The 20,453-nt window shown below is 53.8% G+C and carries 19 protein-coding genes, 1 pseudogene and 1 other annotated feature; of the genes and pseudogenes, 4 read left to right on the top strand and 16 right to left on the bottom strand.

Annotated elements, in window-relative coordinates; translation table 11 throughout:
- Nucleotides 1-30: 30 nt before the first annotated feature.
- Both ribF and LCD46_03370 read right to left on the bottom strand, forming a co-directional pair.
- Complete coding sequence (gene ribF, locus LCD46_03375) at nucleotides 31-957, bottom strand: bifunctional riboflavin kinase/FAD synthetase (protein ID UOY71388.1); 927 nt, start codon at nucleotides 955-957, stop codon at nucleotides 31-33.
- A gap of 7 nt (nucleotides 958-964) precedes the next feature.
- Nucleotides 965-1,183 (bottom strand): annotated as a pseudogene (locus tag LCD46_03370) (DUF2575 domain-containing protein).
- 101 nt (nucleotides 1,184-1,284) lie between these two features.
- Here LCD46_03370 and rpsT point away from each other — a divergent pair.
- Entirely contained in the window at nucleotides 1,285-1,548 is a 264-nt protein-coding gene (rpsT, locus tag LCD46_03365; GenBank protein UOY71387.1) for a 30S ribosomal protein S20, read from the top strand.
- 57 nt (nucleotides 1,549-1,605) lie between these two features.
- Here rpsT and nhaR read toward each other — a convergent pair whose 3' ends face one another.
- The 4 genes from nhaR to dnaK form a co-directional block, all read right to left on the bottom strand.
- Nucleotides 1,606-2,505: a transcriptional activator NhaR gene (nhaR, locus tag LCD46_03360; GenBank protein UOY71386.1), complete on the bottom strand. Its 900-nt coding sequence runs from the start codon at nucleotides 2,503-2,505 to the stop codon at nucleotides 1,606-1,608.
- A 58-nt stretch (nucleotides 2,506-2,563) separates the two neighbouring features.
- Nucleotides 2,564-3,739: a Na+/H+ antiporter NhaA gene (gene nhaA / locus LCD46_03355; protein UOY71385.1), complete on the bottom strand. Its 1,176-nt coding sequence runs from the start codon at nucleotides 3,737-3,739 to the stop codon at nucleotides 2,564-2,566.
- 172 nt (nucleotides 3,740-3,911) lie between these two features.
- On the bottom strand, nucleotides 3,912-5,057 hold the full coding sequence (gene dnaJ, locus LCD46_03350; protein ID UOY71384.1) for a molecular chaperone DnaJ: 1,146 nt from the start codon (nucleotides 5,055-5,057) through the stop codon (nucleotides 3,912-3,914).
- A gap of 86 nt (nucleotides 5,058-5,143) precedes the next feature.
- A complete protein-coding gene (gene dnaK, locus LCD46_03345; protein UOY71383.1) occupies nucleotides 5,144-7,057 on the bottom strand; it encodes a molecular chaperone DnaK in 1,914 nt (637 codons plus the stop codon).
- 296 nt (nucleotides 7,058-7,353) lie between these two features.
- On the opposite strand from dnaK, the gene satP reads away from it, so the two are divergent.
- A complete protein-coding gene (gene satP / locus LCD46_03340; GenBank protein UOY71382.1) occupies nucleotides 7,354-7,920 on the top strand; it encodes an acetate uptake transporter in 567 nt (188 codons plus the stop codon).
- Here the strand turns inward: satP and LCD46_03335 are convergent.
- From LCD46_03335 to tal, 3 genes are all read right to left on the bottom strand, one after another.
- A complete protein-coding gene (locus LCD46_03335) occupies nucleotides 7,897-9,219 on the bottom strand; it encodes an MFS transporter (protein UOY71381.1) in 1,323 nt (440 codons plus the stop codon). The two genes, satP and LCD46_03335, sit on opposite strands and share 24 nt — an antisense overlap.
- A gap of 122 nt (nucleotides 9,220-9,341) precedes the next feature.
- Nucleotides 9,342-9,929, bottom strand: a complete 588-nt coding sequence (gene mog / locus LCD46_03330) for a molybdopterin adenylyltransferase (protein ID UOY71380.1) — start codon at nucleotides 9,927-9,929, stop codon at nucleotides 9,342-9,344.
- 111 nt (nucleotides 9,930-10,040) lie between these two features.
- The gene (gene tal, locus LCD46_03325; protein ID UOY71379.1) at nucleotides 10,041-10,994 is read right to left on the bottom strand and encodes a transaldolase; all 954 of its coding nucleotides are present in this window, start codon (nucleotides 10,992-10,994) and stop codon (nucleotides 10,041-10,043) included.
- Between the two features lie 262 nt (nucleotides 10,995-11,256).
- Here tal and LCD46_03320 point away from each other — a divergent pair, with 262 nt between their 5' ends.
- Both LCD46_03320 and yaaA read left to right on the top strand, forming a co-directional pair.
- Nucleotides 11,257-12,687 (top strand): sodium:alanine symporter family protein, encoded by a 1,431-nt coding sequence (locus tag LCD46_03320; protein ID UOY71378.1) that lies wholly within the window; start codon nucleotides 11,257-11,259, stop codon nucleotides 12,685-12,687.
- A gap of 66 nt (nucleotides 12,688-12,753) precedes the next feature.
- Nucleotides 12,754-13,527 (top strand): peroxide stress protein YaaA, encoded by a 774-nt coding sequence (gene yaaA, locus LCD46_03315; GenBank protein UOY71377.1) that lies wholly within the window; start codon nucleotides 12,754-12,756, stop codon nucleotides 13,525-13,527.
- Nucleotides 13,528-13,558: 31 nt separating this feature from the next.
- Here yaaA and LCD46_03310 read toward each other — a convergent pair whose 3' ends face one another.
- The 7 genes from LCD46_03310 to LCD46_03280 form a co-directional block, all read right to left on the bottom strand.
- Nucleotides 13,559-13,852 carry a DUF2502 domain-containing protein gene (locus LCD46_03310; GenBank protein UOY71376.1) on the bottom strand — a complete coding sequence of 98 codons (294 nt, stop codon included), beginning with the start codon at nucleotides 13,850-13,852 and terminating at the stop codon, nucleotides 13,559-13,561.
- A 246-nt stretch (nucleotides 13,853-14,098) separates the two neighbouring features.
- Nucleotides 14,099-15,385: a threonine synthase gene (thrC, locus tag LCD46_03305; GenBank protein UOY71375.1), complete on the bottom strand. Its 1,287-nt coding sequence runs from the start codon at nucleotides 15,383-15,385 to the stop codon at nucleotides 14,099-14,101.
- A 3-nt stretch (nucleotides 15,386-15,388) separates the two neighbouring features.
- Nucleotides 15,389-16,318 (bottom strand): homoserine kinase, encoded by a 930-nt coding sequence (gene thrB / locus LCD46_03300; GenBank protein UOY71374.1) that lies wholly within the window; start codon nucleotides 16,316-16,318, stop codon nucleotides 15,389-15,391.
- A gap of 1 nt (nucleotide 16,319) precedes the next feature.
- On the bottom strand, nucleotides 16,320-18,782 hold the full coding sequence (thrA, locus tag LCD46_03295) for a bifunctional aspartate kinase/homoserine dehydrogenase I (protein UOY71373.1): 2,463 nt from the start codon (nucleotides 18,780-18,782) through the stop codon (nucleotides 16,320-16,322).
- Nucleotides 18,783-18,806: 24 nt separating this feature from the next.
- Nucleotides 18,807-18,924 (bottom strand) — a sequence feature (Thr leader region).
- A complete protein-coding gene (gene thrL / locus LCD46_03290) occupies nucleotides 18,863-18,931 on the bottom strand; it encodes a thr operon leader peptide (protein UOY72884.1) in 69 nt (22 codons plus the stop codon). Its footprint overlaps the feature before it by 62 nt.
- A gap of 211 nt (nucleotides 18,932-19,142) precedes the next feature.
- A complete protein-coding gene (locus tag LCD46_03285; GenBank protein ID UOY71372.1) occupies nucleotides 19,143-19,829 on the bottom strand; it encodes a tRNA/rRNA methyltransferase in 687 nt (228 codons plus the stop codon).
- Between the two features lie 399 nt (nucleotides 19,830-20,228).
- The gene (locus LCD46_03280) at nucleotides 20,229-20,369 is read right to left on the bottom strand and encodes a hypothetical protein (GenBank protein ID UOY71371.1); all 141 of its coding nucleotides are present in this window, start codon (nucleotides 20,367-20,369) and stop codon (nucleotides 20,229-20,231) included.
- Nucleotides 20,370-20,453: the final 84 nt, after the last annotated feature.

The raw sequence follows: 20,453 nt of genomic DNA, 5'->3' as shown, positions 1-20,453 counted from the left end.
GTATTTATCACGTAGGCATTTAAGCCGGGTTCAAAGCCCAAAAAACTCGCGGGCCGTCAATTCATCTCGCGCAATCTGCGCTTTTAGTTCATCCAGCGAAGCAAATCGCTGCTCGTTGCGTATTTTTTTACGCAGTATCACATCTATATGGCGACCATAAAGGTCCATTACAACATCCAGCAGGTGCACTTCTAACTGTTGACGCACACCCGCGACAGTTGGACGCGTGCCAATGTTAGCGACGCCGTAAAACGGCTTATCGCCCAGTCCAGCCACTTCCACCGCATAGACCCCTTTAACCGGGGAAACCTGACGACGCAGCGGTATATTCGCCGTCGGGAAACCAATAGTGCGGCCGAGCGCATCGCCATGAACGACGCGACCTGAGATGGTGAACGGATGTCCCAGCAGGGTTTCTGCCGTATCCAGTTCATCATCTGCCAGTGCCTGGCGTACCGCCGTGCTGCTGACGCGAATGCCACCTTCACAGAAGGTCATCGCGCTCGTGACGTCAAAACCGTACTCCAGACCAGCCTTCTGTAATAGCAAGAAATCGCCCTGACGACTAGCGCCAAAGCGGAAATCATCCCCCACAGCAAGAAACTGCACGCCAAGACGCTCAACCAGCAGGTCACTGACGAAACTTTGTGCTGTCAGTGCGGCAAAGCGACGATCGAAACGTACACACAATACGTAGTCCACACCGGACTCCGCCAGGTAGCGCAACTTCTCGCGCAGGCGAGTGAGACGGGCGGGAGATTTATCGCCCGCAAACAGCTCCAGCGGCTGCGGTTCGAAAATCATCACTACGACAGGTAGGCCACGGGTCTCCCCTTCTTTACGCAATCCCTGCAACAGCGCCTGATGACCACGATGCACGCCGTCGAAATTACCAATGGTCAGCACGCACCCGTGTGGTGCTCTGCTGAGATTATGTATGCCGCGTATCAGCTTCATGTCTGGCTCAAAACAGTGAAAATCGCCAAAGTATACCTTGTACGGCGGTTAAGGTTAACCGGCGATTGTTCGCGCAAAACAGAAAGCCGTAATGATTTCATCAGGCTGACCTTTCGCAGCGAAAAAATCTGCTCGTGAACTGCGATTTTTATGCCGAAAGGCTGTATTCAGGGAACACAAGCTGGTAGAATCCTGCGCCATCACTACGTAACGTAGCGTCGCTAATTAACGGCGCTTATTTGCACAAATCCATTGACAAAAGAAGGCAAAGAGGGCATATTCCTCGGCCTTTGAATTGTCCACATAGATCATATTTGGGAGTTGGACTTGGCTAATATCAAATCAGCTAAGAAACGTGCCGTTCAGTCTGAAAAGGCTCGTAAGCACAACGCAAGCCGTCGCTCTATGATGCGTACTTTCATCAAGAAAGTATACGCAGCAATCGAAGCAGGCGACAAAGCTGCAGCGCAGAACGCATTTAACGAAATGCAACCAATCGTGGATCGTCAGGCTGCTAAAGGTCTGATCCACAAAAACAAAGCAGCGCGTCATAAAGCAAACCTGACCGCGCAGATCAACAAACTGGCTTAATCGCTACTTGTTGTTGCTTGTTTAAAGAACCCGCTTAACGCGGGTTTTTTTATGCCTTCAGATTGCCGGTGGCGTAAACAGCGCCGAGTAGTCGCGGTTACAGATTCGCTGTACCGCCGGGTGCTGAATCATCCTTTCAGCAAATATGGCGTGATACTCCTCCATCACATTATCCACTCTGCCTATCTCCGTAATCTTGTCGTCCGAATAGAGATCGTGCGCGTACAGCGTTGGTGCAACGAAGATCGCATTGTGGGCTTCGCCAAAGGCTTTCATCAGAGCCGCATCATCGAACTCGCCGAGGATTTCTACCTTTAGCCCCTGCGAGTTAAACCAGTTCAGCAGCTTGCGCCCGAGCATTGAGCGCCTTCCCGGCACCAGCAGGCGGCGCTCTTCAAGGCACGCGGGGAACGGTTTTTCCGGCGGCGGGTTAATGCACCAGAAGCTGACGCCGCATTCGCCAATTTTCACTGAGAACAGCCCTTCCTGCTGGGTAGAGTCGATTGGGCAATCCGAGATAATCATGTCCAGCTTATGCTGGCTTAACTGCTCCAGCAGCATCTCGTGAGTAGATTCAAAGCAGCGCAGGTGGATTTGCTCATCTTCAACCACAGCCGCATCCAGCACGCCGCTCACCAGCCGTTTTGACAGCGCATCGGCCACACCGACATCAAAGAGCAGGTTAGACTCTTTGCGGTAGTTAACGATATCCAGCATCTCCTGGCTCAGGGTAAACATTTTGTCTGCGTAACGGAACACCAGCTCGCCCAGTTCGCTGGGCTCAATCCCACGGCCCTTACGCTTGAACAGCTTGCCCTGCAGTCGTTCTTCCAGCGCCTTGATTTGCCCGGTGATGGTTTGTGGTGTCAGGTAGAGCGCCTCTGCGGCCCCCACGACCGAGCCCTGTTTATAGACGTGCCAGAAGTAGTAAAGATGGTTGTAATTCAAATGAGACATTGCGTTTTCGCTCCCTGATAGTGTGTCGGGAGAAGGCTCCCCTCCTCCCGGTTTTCCGTTATGCCTGGACGGCCTGTCCGGACAACTTCACCTTCAACAAGGTATAACCGATCACTGCGGCCAGCAATGACCCGATAAGAATGCCCAGTTTAGCCCAGACGATAAGCTCCGGCGCATGCGTACCAAATGCCAGCGTCGAGATAAAAATCGACATCGTAAACCCGATTCCGCACAGCACACCTACGGCCATTATCTGCTTAAACGTGGTGCCGTGTGGCAATGATGCCATCCTCAGCTTTAGCGCCAGCCAGCAGAAGAGGCTAATCCCCAGCGGCTTACCGATAAACAGCCCGGCAATAATGCCCAAAGGCAGCACGGACGTCAGCCCGTCAAGCGTCACTCCGCCCAGGGAAACGCCCGCGTTGGCAAATGCGAACAGTGGCAGGATCATAAAGGCTACCCACGGGTGCAGCACATGTTCCAGCTGTTTGGCAGGCGACTTGCCGTCCTGCGGCTTAAGCGGCACGAAGAAGCCGACGATCACACCTGCCAGCGTGGCATGCACGCCCGATTTCAGCACTGCCGTCCACAGCACCATCCCCACGAGGATGTAGATGCCGATGCGACGCACATTGAAAATGTTCAGCAGCGCCAGCACTGCAATTGCCCCAGCCGCCACGCTCAGCGACAGGATCGACAGCTCGCTGGTATAGAACAGCGCGATAATCACAATAGCGCCCAAATCATCAATAATTGCCAGCGCCATCAGGAAGATCTTCAGTGCCACCGGCACACGACTTCCCAACAAGGCCAGCACCCCGAGCGCAAACGCGATATCCGTTGCCGCCGGGATCGCCCAGCCATGACGCGCAAGGGGGTCCTGCCAGGTAAATGCCAGGAAGAGTAACGCCGGAACCACCATCCCACCGATGGCGGCAATTACCGGAAACGCTGCACGCTGGCGGCTGGCAAGTGAACCCAGCACCAGCTCGCGTTTAACTTCAAGCCCCACCAGGAGGAAGAACACAGCCATCAGTGCATCGTTGATCCACAGCAACATGTTCTTGTTAATTTCCAGCGCCCCGACCTTCAGCTCGACGGGCGTTTCCAGAAATGCGTGGTATAGATCGCGGGTAACCCCCAGGTTAGCCAGCACCATCGCAGCCGCAGCGGCAATAATCAGGATCACGCCACCGGACGCTTCACTGCTAAAGAAACGGTGTAGTAATTTCACTTTAACTCTCTCTTTTACAACAATACCTCGATAAAACCATAATACCAAGCCACATAGCTCGGCAAAAACAGATTAATATTGAGTATAGATTCAGTTTTACCGAACTATCCTTACAAAAAGAAAAAGCCCGGAATTGCTTCCAGGCTTTTGCAGATTAAGGCCAGCTAACGAATTAGCGGGTCAAATCATCGAAGAATTTTTTGACGCCATCGAAGAAGCTTTTGGAACGCGGGCTGTTCTTCTCACCCGTCGGGCCGCCAAAGCTCTCCTGAAGCTCTTTCAGCAATTGTTTCTGCTTGTCGTTCAGGCCAACCGGCGTTTCCACGACGACGCGGCACAGCAGGTCGCCCTGAGCACCGCCACGAACGGATTTAACGCCTTTCCCGCGCATGCGGAACAGCTTACCGGTCTGGGTTTCACCTGGGATCTTCAGATTGACGCGACCATCCAGCGTCGGGACTTCGATTTCACCACCGAGTGCCGCCATAGCGAAGTTGATCGGCACTTCGCAATACAGGTTGTTACCTTCACGCTCGAAGATGGCGTGCTGTTTAACCTGCACCTGAACATACAGATCGCCTGCCGGTGCGCCGTGTTCCCCAGCTTCACCTTCACCCGCCAGACGAATGCGGTCGCCCGTATCGACGCCAGCCGGAATTTTAACGGACAGGGTCTTGGTTTTCTCAACGCGACCGTGGCCGTGGCATTTGGTGCACGGATCTTTAATCAGCGTACCGCGACCGTGACAGTGAGGACAGGCCTGCTGTACCGCGAAGAAGCCCTGTCGCATCTGTACCTGGCCTGAACCGTGACAGGTTGGACAGGTCTGCGGTTGGGTCCCCGCTTTTGCGCCACTTCCGTGGCAAACGTCACACTCTTCCAGCGTCGGGATACGGATCTCTTTGGTGACACCGCGAACGGCCTCTTCCAGCGTCAGTTCCATGTTGTAGCGCAGGTCCGCGCCGCGCGTTGCGCGCTGACGACCACGGCCACCACCGAAGATGTCGCCGAATACATCACCAAAGATATCGCTGAAGTCAGCACCACCGCCAAAGCCGCCACCACCGAATCCACCGCCGCCCATGCCGCCCTGTTCAAAGGCTGCGTGACCATACTGGTCATAGGCTGCACGTTTTTGTGCATCGGTCAGGACTTCGTAGGCTTCTTTGATCTCTTTAAATTTGGCTTCAGCCTCTTTGTCACCCTGGTTACGGTCCGGGTGGAATTTCATGGCCAGGCGCTTGTATGCCTTTTTGATTTCACGCTCTTCCGCAGTTTTCGGAACGCCTAAAATCTCGTAATAGTCTTGCTTTGCCATTGTTTTTTTAAGCCCCTTAACATGCGAGCACGGGCGTGGAGAGTTCTCCTACGCCCGTGCCGATTAATTACCCTGCATCAGGGCGATTATTTTTTGTCTTTAACTTCTTCGAACTCAGCGTCAACAACATCGTCGTCTTTCGCGTTGTTCTGGGAAGCGTCAGCGCCTGCCTGCTGTTGAGCGTGCTGCTGCTGAGCGATTTCCATCAGCTTCTGGGAAGCCTGTGCAAGTTCCTGCATCTTCGCTTCGATGTCCGCTTTATCTTCACCTTTCAGTGAGGATTCCAGCGCGCTCAGTGCAGCTTCGATAGCAGTCTTGTCTTCCGCTGGCAGTTTATCGCCTGCTTCTTCAACCTGCTTACGGGTGCTGTGCAGCAGATGGTCACCCTGGTTACGGGTCTGAACCAGCTCTTCGAACTTACGGTCGGATTCCGCGTTAGCTTCGGCATCGCGAACCATTTTTTCGATTTCCGCTTCGTTCAGGCCAGAAGATGCCTTGATGGTGATCTTCTGCTCTTTACCGCTGTTTTTGTCTTTCGCAGACACGTGCAGGATACCGTCAGCATCAATATCGAAGGTGACTTCGATCTGTGGCATGCCGCGTGGTGCCGGGTTGATACCATCCAGGTTGAACTGACCCAGAGACTTGTTATCCGCCGCACGTTTACGCTCACCCTGAATCACATGGATGGTTACCGCAGACTGGTTGTCTTCAGCGGTAGAGAACACCTGGCTGTGTTTCGTCGGGATGGTGGTGTTTTTGTTGATGAGCGCAGTCATCACACCACCCATGGTTTCGATACCCAGAGACAGCGGGGTAACGTCCAGCAGCAGTACGTCTTTCACTTCACCAGTCAGTACACCACCCTGAACCGCTGCACCGATAGCAACAGCTTCGTCCGGGTTCACGTCTTTACGTGGCTCTTTACCAAAGAACTCAGCCACTTTCTTCTGAACCATTGGCATACGCGTCTGACCACCCACCAGGATAACGTCCTGGATGTCAGATACAGACAGGCCAGCGTCCTGCAGAGCAACTTTCAGTGGCTCGATGGAACGGTTCACCAGGTCTTCTACCAGGCTTTCCAGTTTCGCACGGGTCACTTTGATGTTCATATGTTTAGGACCGGTCGCGTCTGCAGTGATGTACGGCAGGTTCACGTCGGTCTGCTGAGCGGAAGACAGTTCAATCTTCGCTTTCTCAGCGGCTTCTTTCAGGCGCTGCATGGCCAGCGGGTCGTTACGCAGGTCAATGCCCTGATCTTTCTTGAACTCGTCAACGAGGTAGTTGATCAGACGGGTATCGAAGTCTTCACCACCCAGGTGGGTATCACCGTTGGTTGCCAGAACTTCGAAGGTTTTTTCGCCGTCAACTTCGTCGATTTCGATAATAGAGATATCGAAGGTACCACCACCCAGGTCGTAAACCGCGATAGTACGGTTGCCAACTTCTTTATCCAGACCGTAAGCCAGTGCAGCCGCGGTTGGTTCGTTGATGATACGTTTTACTTCCAGACCTGCAATACGGCCAGCATCTTTGGTTGCCTGACGCTGAGCATCGTTGAAGTATGCAGGAACGGTGATAACAGCTTCAGTTACCGGCTCACCCAGGTAATCTTCCGCGGTTTTCTTCATTTTTTTCAGCACTTCAGCAGAGATCTGCGGTGGTGCCGTTTTGGTGCCTTTCACATCAAGCCATGCATCGCCGTTATCTGCTGCGATGATTTTGTAAGGCATGATAGAAACGTCACGCTGAACTTCTTCGTCCTGGAAGCGGCGGCCAATCAGGCGTTTAATCGCAAACAGGGTGTTTTGCGGGTTTGTCACTGCCTGACGTTTAGCCGGCTGACCAACCAGAGTTTCACCATCCTGGGTATAAGCAATGATAGAAGGCGTGGTGCGATCGCCCTCGGCGTTCTCCAGCACACGTGCAGTAGTGCCATCCATAATCGCTACACAAGAGTTGGTAGTACCCAGGTCGATACCAATAATTTTACCCATCTAAACGTCTCCACTAAAAATTCAGTCAACATGTGGTTGTGTACCTGTAATAAGGGCAGAACGTGCTTTTTCAACTGCCCAGATTTGATTTTTTTCAGGTCCACACACTGCGGTTGACTACAAGATGGGGTCGCCACAGCATCCATCAAGGGGGAAGGATAAAAAAATTTTTAATTTCACCCTGATGAGATCATAGACGCCATCGATTGCGCCCATTATGATGCCGCGCCCCGTCAGGGAGTATTGACGCGGGATTCACCATTTCACCATATTAATGATGATTTTTTTGAGGACTTATGGGCAACACTAAGTTGGCTAATCCGGCTCCGCTGGGCCTGATGGGTTTTGGCATGACCACTATCCTGCTGAACCTGCACAATATCGGGATGTTCCCGATGGATGGCATCATCCTGGCGATGGGCATTTTTTACGGCGGCATCGCGCAAATTTTCGCGGGCCTGCTGGAATATAAGAAAGGTAATACCTTCGGCTTAACCGCCTTCACCTCTTACGGCTCTTTCTGGCTGACCCTGGTTGCCATTCTGCTGATGCCTAAAATGGGTCTGGCAGATGCGGCAAACGCCCACTTCCTGGGCGTTTACCTGGGTCTGTGGGGTGTCTTCACCCTGTTCATGTTCTTCGGCACCCTGAAAGGTAACCGCGCGCTGCAGTTCGTCTTCCTGAGCCTGACCGTACTGTTCGCTCTGCTGGCGATCGGTCACCTGGTGGATAACGAAGGCATCGTTCACGTTGCCGGCTGGATTGGCCTGGTATGTGGCGCGAGCGCTATCTACCTGGCAATGGGCGAAGTGCTGAACGAGCAGTTTGACCGCACCATTCTACCGATTGGTGAAAAACACTGATCCCTCTGTCGTGCCTGCCTCGCGGGCACGACACTCCCACCCTTTGCGAAGCCAGACCCCTAACACCAGCCCCATCAGTGAGAGCGCGAGGACGTACCAGGCTGGAGCCATCGGCGATATCCCCATCAGCATGGTGACGGCAATCGGTGTTAGCCCACCAAAAATGGCATACGACACATTGTAAGAGAAAGAGATACCGGTGAAACGAACCTCTGGCGGGAACGCACGCACCATCACATACGGCACCGCCCCCACAACACCGACGCACAGCCCGACTACGCCGTACAGCAGGAACAGTTGCTCCGGGTGGCTACCCGCCAGATGGTAGAACGCCCAGCTTGATGCTGCCAGCAGCAGACTGCCGACGATAAAGGTCCGGCTCGCGCCAAAACGATCAACAGCAAGGCCAGCCGCCAGACAGCCAAAACAGAGCATAATGGTCGCAATACTGTTTGCCTGCAGGGTGACCGCTGGGGCGAAACCGTACTGTTTTTGCAGCCAGACCGGCGACATCAGGATCACGACGACGATACCCGCCGACAGCAGCCAGGTCAGCAGCATCGACACCACCACCGCACTTCTGTGACGGACCACCACCGCCTTCACCGGTAACTCCTGCGCCAGTGCCTTGCGCTGCTGCATCTCAAGGAAGATCGGCGTCTCCTGTAGCCAGCGGCGCAAGTACATCGCCACCAGACCAAAGGCCCCGCCCAGCAGGAACGGAAGACGCCAGCCCCAGTCGTGCACGGCCTGTTGCGTCATATGGGTATTCACGAGAGTTGCAACGACCGAGCCCAGCAGAATGCCGATGGTCAGGCCCGCCGTTAAGGTTCCACAGGCGATACCAATGCGACGCGCCGGAACATGCTCCGCCACAAACACCCACGCGCCAGGTACTTCACCGCCAATTGCGGCCCCCTGAAGAACGCGCATAAGCAACAGCAATAGCGGGGCAACAAGGCCCATTGAGGCATAGGTAGGCAGCAGGCCTATGGCAAGCGTAGGTACAGCCATCAGCAAAATACTGAGGGTAAACATCTTCTTACGCCCAACCAGATCGCCAAAGTGCGCCATAACAATGCCACCCAACGGACGAGCCAGATACCCGGCGGCAAAAATGCCGAAGGTTTGTACCTGGCGCAGCCATTCCGGGATATCTGCCGGGAAGAAGAGCTCCCCCACCACGGCGGCGAAGAAGACGAAGATGATGAAGTCGTAAAACTCCAGCGCGCCCCCCAGAGCAGCGAGCGTGAGGGTTTTGTAGTCCTGTCGATTCAGAGGTCGGGTGTTATGTGACATAGCGAACCATTATGCGTGTGTTGTGGATTTATTTTTACAGCAAACGTAAAGAAAAAATTACTATACCGTAAAACCTTTACCACGCCATCGCCGCTTCAGCTAATGTCACATAATCATTATTTTCAGGATATTGTCTCGCGGCGCGCGCTTTTAGGCCGAAAAGCTGCTACGACTTTCTCATCGGTTTCCACATACGGACCGTCCAGCAGCTGTATACAATACGGTACACTTGCAAAGATCCCGTGTACGATCACGCTGCCATCGTCGGATTTAAGCCCTTCCAGCGTCTCTTTGATCGACTTCGGCTGGCCCGGCAGGTTCAGGATCAACGCCTGTTTGCGGATCACGCCCACCTGGCGAGAGAGGATGGCGGTTGGAACAAAGTGTAGGCTGATCTGGCGCATTTGCTCACCGAAGCCCGGCATTTCACGGTCGGCGACTGCCAGCGTCGCATCTGGCGTGACATCGCGACGTGCAGGCCCGGTTCCACCCGTGGTCAACACCAGATGGCAGCTCATCTCATCCACCAGCTCGCACAGCGTCTGCTCAATGATCGGCTGTTCGTCTGGGATCAGGCGGGTCTGGATTTCAAAAGGGGTAGTCAGCGCGCTGCCCAGCCACTCTTCCAGAGCCGGGATGCCTTTATCCTGGTAAACACCGCTGGAGGCGCGGTCAGAAATCGACACTAAGCCGATGCGTAAGGTATTCATAGCCATTCCATCTAAAAAGTACTGATTAAAGGGAATGATACACGCAGAGAGGAAATTCAGACAGGGTACGAAAGAAGTCGCGTGACCGGGAACCCGGTCACGCAGAAATGATTACAGCAGGTCGCCGATCATTTTTTCCAGTTTGCCCTGGTCAACAGCAAACTTACGGATACCGTCCGCCAGTTTGTCTACTGCCATTGGATCCTGGTTGTGCTGCCACAGGAACTCGGACTCAGTGATGCGCTCTGGGCGCGCTTTCACTTCACCGGTGTAAGACAGCTTACGCTCGATCGCGCCTTCGCTTTCTGCCAGCTCTTTCAGCAGTGCAGGGGCGATGGTCAGGCGGTCACAGCCAGCCAGCTCGATGATTTCACCGACGTTACGGAAGCTTGCGCCCATAACAACAGTCTCATAGCCGTGCTGTTTGTAGTATTCGTAGATTTCAGTAACGGAAACCACGCCTGGATCTTCAGCAGGTGCGTACTCTTTCTTATCGGTGTTGGCTTTGTACCAGTCCAGAATACGGCCTACGAACGGAGAAATCAGGTAGACACCGGCTTCTGCACATGCACGCGCCTGCGCGAAGGAGAACAGCAGAGTCAGGTTACAGTTGATGCCGTCTTTTTCCAGCTGCTCAGCCGCGCGAATGCCCTGCCAGGTAGAGGCCAGTTTGATCAGGATGCGGTCGTTGCTGATACCCGCATCGTTGTACATTTTGATCAGGCGTTTTGCTTTGGCGATTGACGCTTCGGTGTCGTAGGAGAGGCGTGCATCCACTTCGGTAGAGATGCGGCCAGGAACCAGTTTCAGGATTTCCAGACCGATGTTCACTGCCAGTTTGTCAGTGGCATCAACGATCTGCTGCGCGCGGTCATTGCTCTGCGCTTTCGCCCAGGTCACAGCGTCGTCAATCAGTTTGCGATACTCAGGGATCTGTGCAGCGTTCAGGATCAGAGAAGGGTTAGTTGTGGCATCCTGCGGCTGGTACAACTTCATTGCCGCGATATCTCCGGTGTCAGCTACGACAGTGGTGAACTGACGAAGGGAGGTCAATTTATCCGTCATGATAGTGTTTCTCTTTTAACGTGCCCTGGATAATTCACGCTACCGACAGCATGCCTGCAGCGGAAAAATGACAGGTTTACTTGTTAGGGGGATGTAACCGGTCTGCCCAGATGATAACACGAGTGAGAGGTAGCGCAACCGCAGACAGTGCGCTTAGACAGAGTATGATAAACTCAGAATATTAACAGGCTGCTAAGTAACAGCATGCTCAATCAGTGGTAGCGCTTACATATTCATATTGGCATCAACAAGAGGGACGTTAATGCCTGATTTCCTTTTCTTTATCAACGAAATCCTCTGGGGTTCGATAATGATATATCTGCTATTAGGGGCAGGTATATGGTTCACACTGCGCAGTGGTTTTATCCAGTTTAGATATATACGCAAGTTTGGCAGAAGTCTGAAAAACAGCATTACGCCGCAGCCAGGCGGACTCACCTCGTTTCAGGCGCTTTGTACCAGTCTCGCCGCACGCGTCGGTAGCGGTAACCTGGCGGGTGTAGCGCTGGCCATCAGCGCCGGTGGTCCTGGCGCCGTCTTCTGGATGTGGGTCACCGCGATCGTTGGCATGGCCACCTCGTTTGCCGAATGCTCTCTCGCACAGCTGTACAAGGAGAAGGACAAACACGGTCAGTTTCGCGGCGGTCCGGCCTGGTATATGGCGCGTGGGTTAGGGATGCGCTGGATGGGCGTTCTGTTCTCGCTTTTTTTACTGCTCGCTTATGGCCTTATTTTTAATACGGTTCAGGCTAATTCTGTCGCCAATGCTCTGCGCTATGCCTTCGCCTGCCCGGAGTGGATCACAGGCATCGTTTTATCCCTCTTCGTTCTGTTCACCATTTCTGCTGGTCTCAAAGGCATCGCCCGCCTGATGCAGTGGATGGTTCCCGTGATGGCGCTGCTCTGGGTTGGCGCGAGCCTGTTTGTCGCCGCACTGCATGCCGACCAGGTTCCAGGAATCATTACCACTATCTTCAAAAGCGCTTTTGGCTGGCGTGAGGCGGCATCAGGTGCGCTGGGCTACACCTTCAGCCAGGCGCTGATGGCGGGTTTTCAGCGAGGAATGTTTTCCAATGAAGCGGGTATGGGGTCAACCCCCAACGCGGCGGCAGCCGCCTCTTCCTGGCCGCCACACCCTGCCGCACAAGGCATTGTGCAAATGATTGGCGTCTTTACCGATACCATTATTATCTGCTCCGCCAGCGCCATGATTTTGCTACTGGCAGGCCCCGTACCGCATTCGTCGGGAAACGCCGGGATACAGCTTCTTCAGCAGGCTCTGGTGAACCTTACTGGCAGCTGGGGGGCCGGTTTTGTCGCGATCATACTGATATTGTTCGCCTTCAGCTCAATTGTGGTGAATTACCTTTACGCCGAAAATAACCTTATCTTCCTGAAACTCGACTCCCGCGCCGCAATCAGTGCGTTGCGCCTGGGAGTGATACTGATGGTCATTGCAGGATCCCTGCTCAGCATGCCGTTGGTCTGGCAACTGGCTGACGTCATCATGGCACTGATGGCCATCACCAACCTTACGGCGATCCTGCTGCTCTCCCCCATTGTTAGCCTGATTGCCCGGGACTATCTTCGTCAACGCAAACTGGGTGTTCCACCGGTATTTGATCCCACACGCTATCCTGAAGTTGACGCGCAACTGGCCCCCGGCACATGGGATGATTTGCCCCGGCGATAACAGCTATCGATCAATTCAGGGCGATTTTTTGCTAAAGTCGCTCTAAATTTCCTGCAAGGACTGGATATGCTGATTCTTATTTCACCTGCAAAAACGCTCGACTACCAGAGCCCGCTCGCCACCGAGCGCTATACGCAACCTGAACTGCTGGACTATTCGCAACAGCTGATCCGCGAAGCGCGTAAACTCTCTGCACCACAAATCGCCTCGCTGATGAGCATCAGCGATAAGCTCGCAGATCTTAACGCCACCCGCTTCCACGAGTGGCACCCGGATTTCACGCCAGCCAACGCTCGCCAGGCGCTGCTGGCGTTTAAAGGTGATGTGTATACCGGCCTGCAGGCGGAAGAGTTCTGCGAAGCCGATTTCGATTTTGCCCAGCAGCACCTGCGCATGCTCTCAGGCCTGTACGGCGTTCTGCGTCCGCTGGATTTGATGCAACCTTACCGTCTTGAGATGGGTATCCGATTAGAGAATGCAAAAGGCAAAGATCTGTACCATTTCTGGGGTGACATCATCACCGACAAGCTAAACGCAGCGCTACATGCCCAGGGCGATAACGTGGTGATTAACCTGGCCTCTGACGAATACTACAAGTCCGTGAAGCCAAAGAAACTGGATGCGGAAATCATCAAGCCGGTCTTCCTTGATGAGAAAAACGGTAAGTTCAAAGTGATCAGTTTCTACGCCAAAAAAGCGCGTGGTCTGATGAGCCGCTACATCATTCAGAACCGACTGACGAAGCTGGAGCAGTTGACCGGATTTAACAGCGAAGGGTATTTCTTTGACGAAGCGTCGTCAGGGAAAGGTGAACTGGTGTTTAAGCGCCACGAGCAGTAAAACAAAACCCCGCCAGCTGGCGGGGTTTGCATTAATGGTGCTTCCAGTCCGGACCTGGACGATGATCGTCGTGACGGTGGTCTGGATGGTCGTCACGATCGCGATGTTCGTCATGAGGACGCCAGTGATTATCGCGCCAGTCATAATGGGCCTTCCACCAGTCATGGTCGCGCCAGCGACCGCCATCCCAGTAGTGTCCGTGGTTATCCTGGTCACCAATCTGCAGTTTTACCGCAGGCACGAGTGTGATTTCAGATGCCTGTACCGCCATAGGAGCGACCAGCATCAGTGAAAGTGCGATGAGGACAGGTTTCAACGTAGACATAGGTGACTCCTTATTCTTCTTGCCCAACGTGGGCCGATGTAAGGAGGTTACGTGAGGGGAACCGGGGTTGTTATTCTCTGCAATCCTAATCTCTAAGTTACCGCATTTATTGGGAATTTCTGCATTTTCCCTTCTTTTTTTCTCCTTAATTTCTCCATAAAAAAGCCGGGGGGCGCCGTCGCCTTACCCGGCCTACGTTCTGAGCCGTTGTAGGTCGGGTAAGGCGTAGCCGTCACCCGACAAAAATCACGCTCGAGCCATCATCAACTTACGCAGCGCGGCAAAATCCGCAGGTAGTTCATGAGACAGCAGCGGCAGGTCGGCACGTTCGGCCAGCTCTTTCGGCAGCGGCAGCGTTTCACCCAGAATCTCTTCCACGCTCTCTTTGAATTTTGCCGGATGCGCCGTCCCCAGGAACAGGCCATATTCACCTGGATTAAGCTGATCGCGCAAAGCACGGTAAGCAATTGCGGCGTGCGGTTCGGAGGTATACCCCACCGCTTTCAGCTCACGCATGGTCTCTTTGGTGGTTTCATCCGTCACCGCTGCGTAACCCAGATCGCCAAGACGCCAGATTTTGCGGCGGAACAGTTCTTCCACTCGCGGCCAGTTATTCGGCTGCGACACATCCATCGCATTGGAGAGCGTTGCCTGCGTCGCGTTCGGCGCCCATTTGCCGTCTTTCAGGAAACGCGGCACGGTGTCGTTAGCGTTGGTGGCAGCGATAAAGCGTTTCACCGGCAGACCCAGGGATTTTGCCAGCAGGCCAGCCGTCAGGTCACCAAAGTTACCGCTTGGCACAGAGACAACAAGCTGATTACGCGCTTCCTGCGGGAGCTGTGCAACCGCTTCGAAATAGTAGCAAATCTGCGCCAGCAGACGGCTGATGTTGATGGAGTTCGCCGAGTTCAGACCCAGCGCCGCCTTCAGCTCTTCATCATCGAAGGCCTGTTTGACCAGTGCCTGGCAGGCGTCGAAATCACCGTCGATAGCCACGGTCTCAATGTTGCCGCCGAGGGTACAGAACAGTTTTTCCTGCAGCGGGCTGATTTTGCCTTTCGGGTAGAGGATCACCACACGAACGTTTTTCAGGCCGTAGAACGCATGCGCAACCGCCGCACCGGTATCACCGGAGGTAGCCGTCAGAATGGTTACCGGTTTGTCGCCGCTGATGTGGGTCAGCATCTGCGCCATAAAGCGGCCACCGAAATCTTTGAACGCCAGGGTCGGGCCGTGAAACAGTTCCAGACAGCCAACGTCAGGCTCCACCTGCTGAACCGGAGCCGGGAAAGCGAACGCCGACCGCACGCGTTCTTCCAGCAGATCCTGCGGGATTTCGTCGCCGATAAACGCAGACAGAATTTTGGTACTGCGGGTGACAAAATCCAGCTTCAGCAGTTCATCAATCTCGGTCAGCTGAAATTCCGGCAGGTCATGGGGGAAGAATAACCCCTGATTTTTGCCCAGTCCCTGAGTCACCGCCTGCGCGAAGCTGACCTGCTCGTTATGATCTTTAAGATTGTAGAGTTTCATTCGTTATCCCAGTACTCGTGCGCCAGCCGTGTCCAGACGGCAAATATGAACAAAGCCTTCCTGATTTTGCAGGTAGTGTTTAGAGAGCCAGTCCGCTACGCGTTGCGCAGTGTCTGGTTTATCGCATAAGGCGAACAGCGTCGGGCCGGAGCCGGAGATGCCGCATGCCTGCGCGCCAATATCCAAAGATGCCTGTCGTGCCTCGTTAAAACCAGGCAGCAGTTTGGTACGGTATGGCTCGGCAATAACATCTTTCATCAATTTCGCCGCCAGCTGCGGCTGACGGGTATAGCAGGCGTGAATAAAGCCGGCCAGATGACGTCCGTGCGCGATACAGTCCTGGCGACGATACTGCGCGGGCAGGATCGCACGCGCTTCAGCGGTGGAAACCTTAATACCCGGATAGGCCAGCACCCACAGCCACTCATCAAACCCTGGCACCTGCTGGCTGATGATGCCATTTTCTTCGATCATCAACTGCATGCCGCCAAGGAAGCACGGCGCGACGTTGTCATAATGAATGCTGCCAGAGATCCGCCCTTCCAGCTCGCCCATTAACCCCAGCAGGCGGTTATTGTTCAGCGGTTTGCCGCAGTGTTCATTCATGGCCACCAGCGCAGCGACCACCGAGCAGGCGCTGGAGCCCAGCCCTGAGCCAATCGGCATACTTTTTTCCAGCGTCATGGTGACCGGCACATTTTTGCCAATCTCCTGACAGAAGCGCTCCCAGCACTGATAGACGATATTCTCGCGCGGGTCCGACGGCAGTTTGCTGGCAAAGCGGCCCACGTTATTCAGGCTGAAGCTATTTGCCGCTTCAACCGTGACCGTATCGCCCAGCAGAGAACCATCAACCGGCGTGACCGCCGCACCCAGCACATCAAATCCGACGCTCATATTGGCGCTGGAAGCCGGGGCATAAACTTTGACCATGTTAAACTCCTAACTTCCATGACAGGGTACGCAGCAGATCGGCAAACACACCCGCCGCTGTAACATCGTTCCCTGCGCCATAACCGCGAAGCACCAGCGGCAATGGCTGATAATAGTGGCTGTAAAACGCAAGGGCGTTTTCGCCGTTTTTGACTTTGTACAGCGGATCGTTGCCATCCACTTCGGCAATCTTCACCCGGCACACACCATCTTCTTCAATATTGCCAACATAGCGCAATACCTTACCTTCATCACGGGCTTTCGCAACGCGTGCGGCAAACGCATCGTCAAGCTGCGGCAAATTAGCCATAAAGGCACCGACATCACCGGAGCTATCAAATTCTGCTGGCAGAACCGGTTCAATCACGATATCGGAAAGCTCCAGCTCACGACCTGTTTCACGCGCCAGGATCAGCAGCTTACGCGCCACATCCATCCCGGAGAGATCGTCACGCGGATCCGGCTCGGTATAACCCAGTTCACGCGCAGCGCGGGTCGCTTCTGAAAGGCTCATGCCTTCATCCAGTTTGCCGAAAATAAACGACAGCGATCCGGAGAGGATACCGGAGAAACGCTGCAGTTCATCCCCCGCGTTCAGCAGGTTTTGCAGGTTCTCGATAACCGGCAAACCAGCACCCACGTTGGTGTCATACAGGAATTTGCGACGCGATTTGCTCGCCGCCAGGCGCAACTGGTGGTAGTAGTTCATCGACGAGGTGTTGGCCTTTTTGTTCGGCGTCACCACGTGGAAGCCTTCACGCAGGAAGTCAGCGTACTGATCGGCAACCGCCTGGTTCGACGTACAGTCGACAATCACCGGGTTGAGCAGGTGATACTCTTTCACCAGTCGGATCAGGCGTCCCAGATTAAACGGCTCTTTCGCCTCGTTCATTTCCGCCTGCCAGTTTTCCAGATTCAGGCCATGCACGTTGGTCAGCAACGCTTTTGAGTTGGCGATCCCGCAGACGCGCAGATCAATATGTTTCTTCTTCAGCCACGCCTGCTGGCGCTTCACCTGCTCCAGCAGCGCGCCGCCAACGCCGCCCACGCCAATCAGGAACAGTTCGATGACCTGATCGGTGTTGAACAGCATCTGGTGAACCACGCGAACGCCAGTGGTGGCGTCATCGTTGTCCACAACAACAGAGATTGAACGCTCTGACGAGCCCTGGGCAATCGCAACGATATTGATATTGGCGCGTGCCAGCGCAGCGAAGAACTTGGCGGAGATACCACGAAGCGTGCGCATGCCATCGCCCACCACCGAGATGATCGCCAGACGTTCCTGAATGTACAGCGGCTCAAGCAGTTCTTCTTTCAGCTCAAGATAGAATTCTTCTTCCAGCGCGCGGCGGGCGCGCAGGCAGTCGGCCTGCGGCACGCAGAAGCTGATGCTGTATTCGGAAGAAGACTGGGTGATCAACACCACGGAGATGCCGTTGCGGGACATGGCTGCAAACACGCGCGCCGCCATACCGACCATCCCTTTCATCCCCGGACCGGAGACGCTGAACATCGCCATGTTGTTGAGGTTAGAGATGCCTTTCACCGGCAGGCCGTCTTCATCGTTACTCGCGCCAATCAGCGTACCGGGTGCCTGCGGGTTACCGGTGTTTTTAATCAGGCAAGGGATCTGGAACTGGGCAATCGGGGAGATGGTACGCGGGTGAAGGACTTTAGCGCCGAAGTAGGAAAGCTCCATCGCTTCCTGGTACGACATCGACTTCAACAGCCTGGCGTCCGGTACCTGGCGCGGGTCGCAGGTATAAACACCATCAACGTCAGTCCAGATCTCACAACAGTCCGCGCGTAAACAGGCGGCCAGCACGGCGGCGGAGTAGTCGGAGCCGTTACGGCCCAGCACCACCAGCTCACCCTTCTCGTTACCGGCGGTGAAGCCTGCCATCAGGATCATGTGGTCAGACGGAATTTTGCTTGCAGCGATGCGGCGAGTTGATTCGGCAATATCAACAGTGGATTCGAGGTAGTGGCCCACCGCCAGCAGTTTTTCAACCGGATCGATCACAGTCACGTGATGACCGCGCGCTTCAAGCACGCCCGCCATGATAGCGATAGAGAGTTTTTCGCCGCGGCAGATCAGTGCCGCGTTGATGCTGTCCGGACACTGGCCGAGAAGGCTGATGCCGTGCAGAACATGTTTAATTTGCGCGAATTCCTGCTCAACGAAGGACTTCAGTTGAGCGTGCGGAAAGCCTGGCTGCGCCTCTGCCAGCCCTTGCAGTAAGTCAGCGAAGATGCGCTCTGCGTCGCTGATGTTCGGGAGTGCATCCTGACCACCGATGGTTTTTTCAATCATCGCCACCAGATGGTTCGTGATTTTTGCCGGGGCAGAGAGCACGGTCGCAACCTGCCCCTGCCTGGCGTTGCTTTCCAGGATATCGGCTACGCGCAGAAAACGTTCTGCATTTGCCACTGATGTACCGCCGAACTTCAACACTCGCATGGTTCTACCTCGTTTCCTTTAGCCGAAAAAAAAGCCCGCACTGTTCAGGTGCGGGCTTTTTTTTGTTTTTCCTGTACGCGTCAGCCCGCATCGTTACCTGTGGTAATGATGATGGTTGTGGTAATGGTGGTGATGCTGATGCGTTTCATGGATGTTGTGTACTCTGTCATTATTATCTGTCTGTGCTGTATTCTTTTAGGGTTAAATGATCGGGCACCTTAAGTCAATGGATTTTTAATTTGATCACATTTCGGGAGACTCTCACGTCCCGCTGCGTGCAGATTTATTTTCATCCGATTCCCCCAAGTGCAACCCATCCAGACAGACTTATTCGCCATAGTAAAAACTTATGGCAGTATTTTACTCGGCCAATTTTTTTTCAATATCGTGCAGCAAACGGTGCAGCATGGCGGTGTCCCGCTGCTCAAGACGCCCCAAACGCTGCTGCAGCCAGTCAGCCATTTTTTGATCGTCCGCTACCCCCAATTGAGATAACAGTTGCTCAACACGAGCGCGCAGTGCGGCCAGCTGGTTTTCGTTTGCCCCCTCAGCCTGTGGCTGAGAGATTTGCATTAGGGAAGCTAATTGATAGCAGTAGACCATGACCGCCTGGCCTAAATTCAGGGACGGATAATCGGCCACCATCGGTGCCCCCGTGAGCACGTCAGCGAGTTCCAGCTCTTCGTTTGTTAACCCGGAATCTTCACGGCCAAACACCAGCGCGGCTTTCTCCAGCCACTGGCTTTTCTCTTTCAGCATGGGCACCAGTTCAGCAGGGGTGGCGTAGTAGTGGAATTTCGCACGGCTGCGCGCGGTGGTCGCAACGGTAAACGAAATGTCGTGCAACGCGGCGGCTAGTGTGTCGTAAGTAGTTATATTATCGAGAATATCTCCCGACCCGTGCGCCACCCACCGGGCGGCAGGCTCCAGATGGGCCGCGCTGTCCACAATACGTAAATCGGTAAAACCCATGGTCTTCATGGCACGCGCCGCTGCGCCTATATTTTCGGCTCTGGCTGGGGCAACCAGTACAATCGACAGATGCATTTATGCTCTCTTTTTAATCAGTTAGCGGGTAAAAATGTGATGCACATCAACATATTACGCAGCGCGAATTTACAAAATTGCAACACAAATCACCGAAATAGCGTTTCATAACAAATTAAAAACGCTAAACTATTTTGTGTCTGAACAATCAGTTAGAATGTTAACAGAAGACTATTATCCTTATGTTTTATAATGATAATAGCGACATGAATACCCTATTCTGATTGGATTCACTTCGTTTATAAATCAAGGTCCGCAACTAGTTGGTTTATTGAAAAATTGTGATAAAGGCTAGCATTCAGCTACGATGATTTCATCAAACTGTTAACGTGCTACAATTGAACTTGATATATGTCAACGAAGCGTAGTTTTATTGGGTGTCTGGTGTCACTTAGCCTGTTATGTTGCTGTTAAAATGGTTAGGATGACAGCCGTTTTTGACACTGTCGGGTCCAAAGGGAAAGTACCCAAGACCAAGCTAATGATGTTGTTGACGTTGATGGAAAGTGCATCAAGAACGCAATTACGTACTTTAGTCACGTTAGGCCGGTCATGTTAATTTGCGACATGTATCAGGCAGGTCAGGGACTTTTGTACTTCCTGTTTCGATTTAGTTGGCAATTT

It is taken from the genome of Enterobacter ludwigii, from assembly GCA_023023105.1.
Classification (GTDB): Bacteria; Pseudomonadota; Gammaproteobacteria; order Enterobacterales; family Enterobacteriaceae; genus Enterobacter; species Enterobacter adelaidei.
Note: the sequence above shows the minus strand (reverse complement) of the source record. Positions and strands in the feature narration are given on the sequence as shown.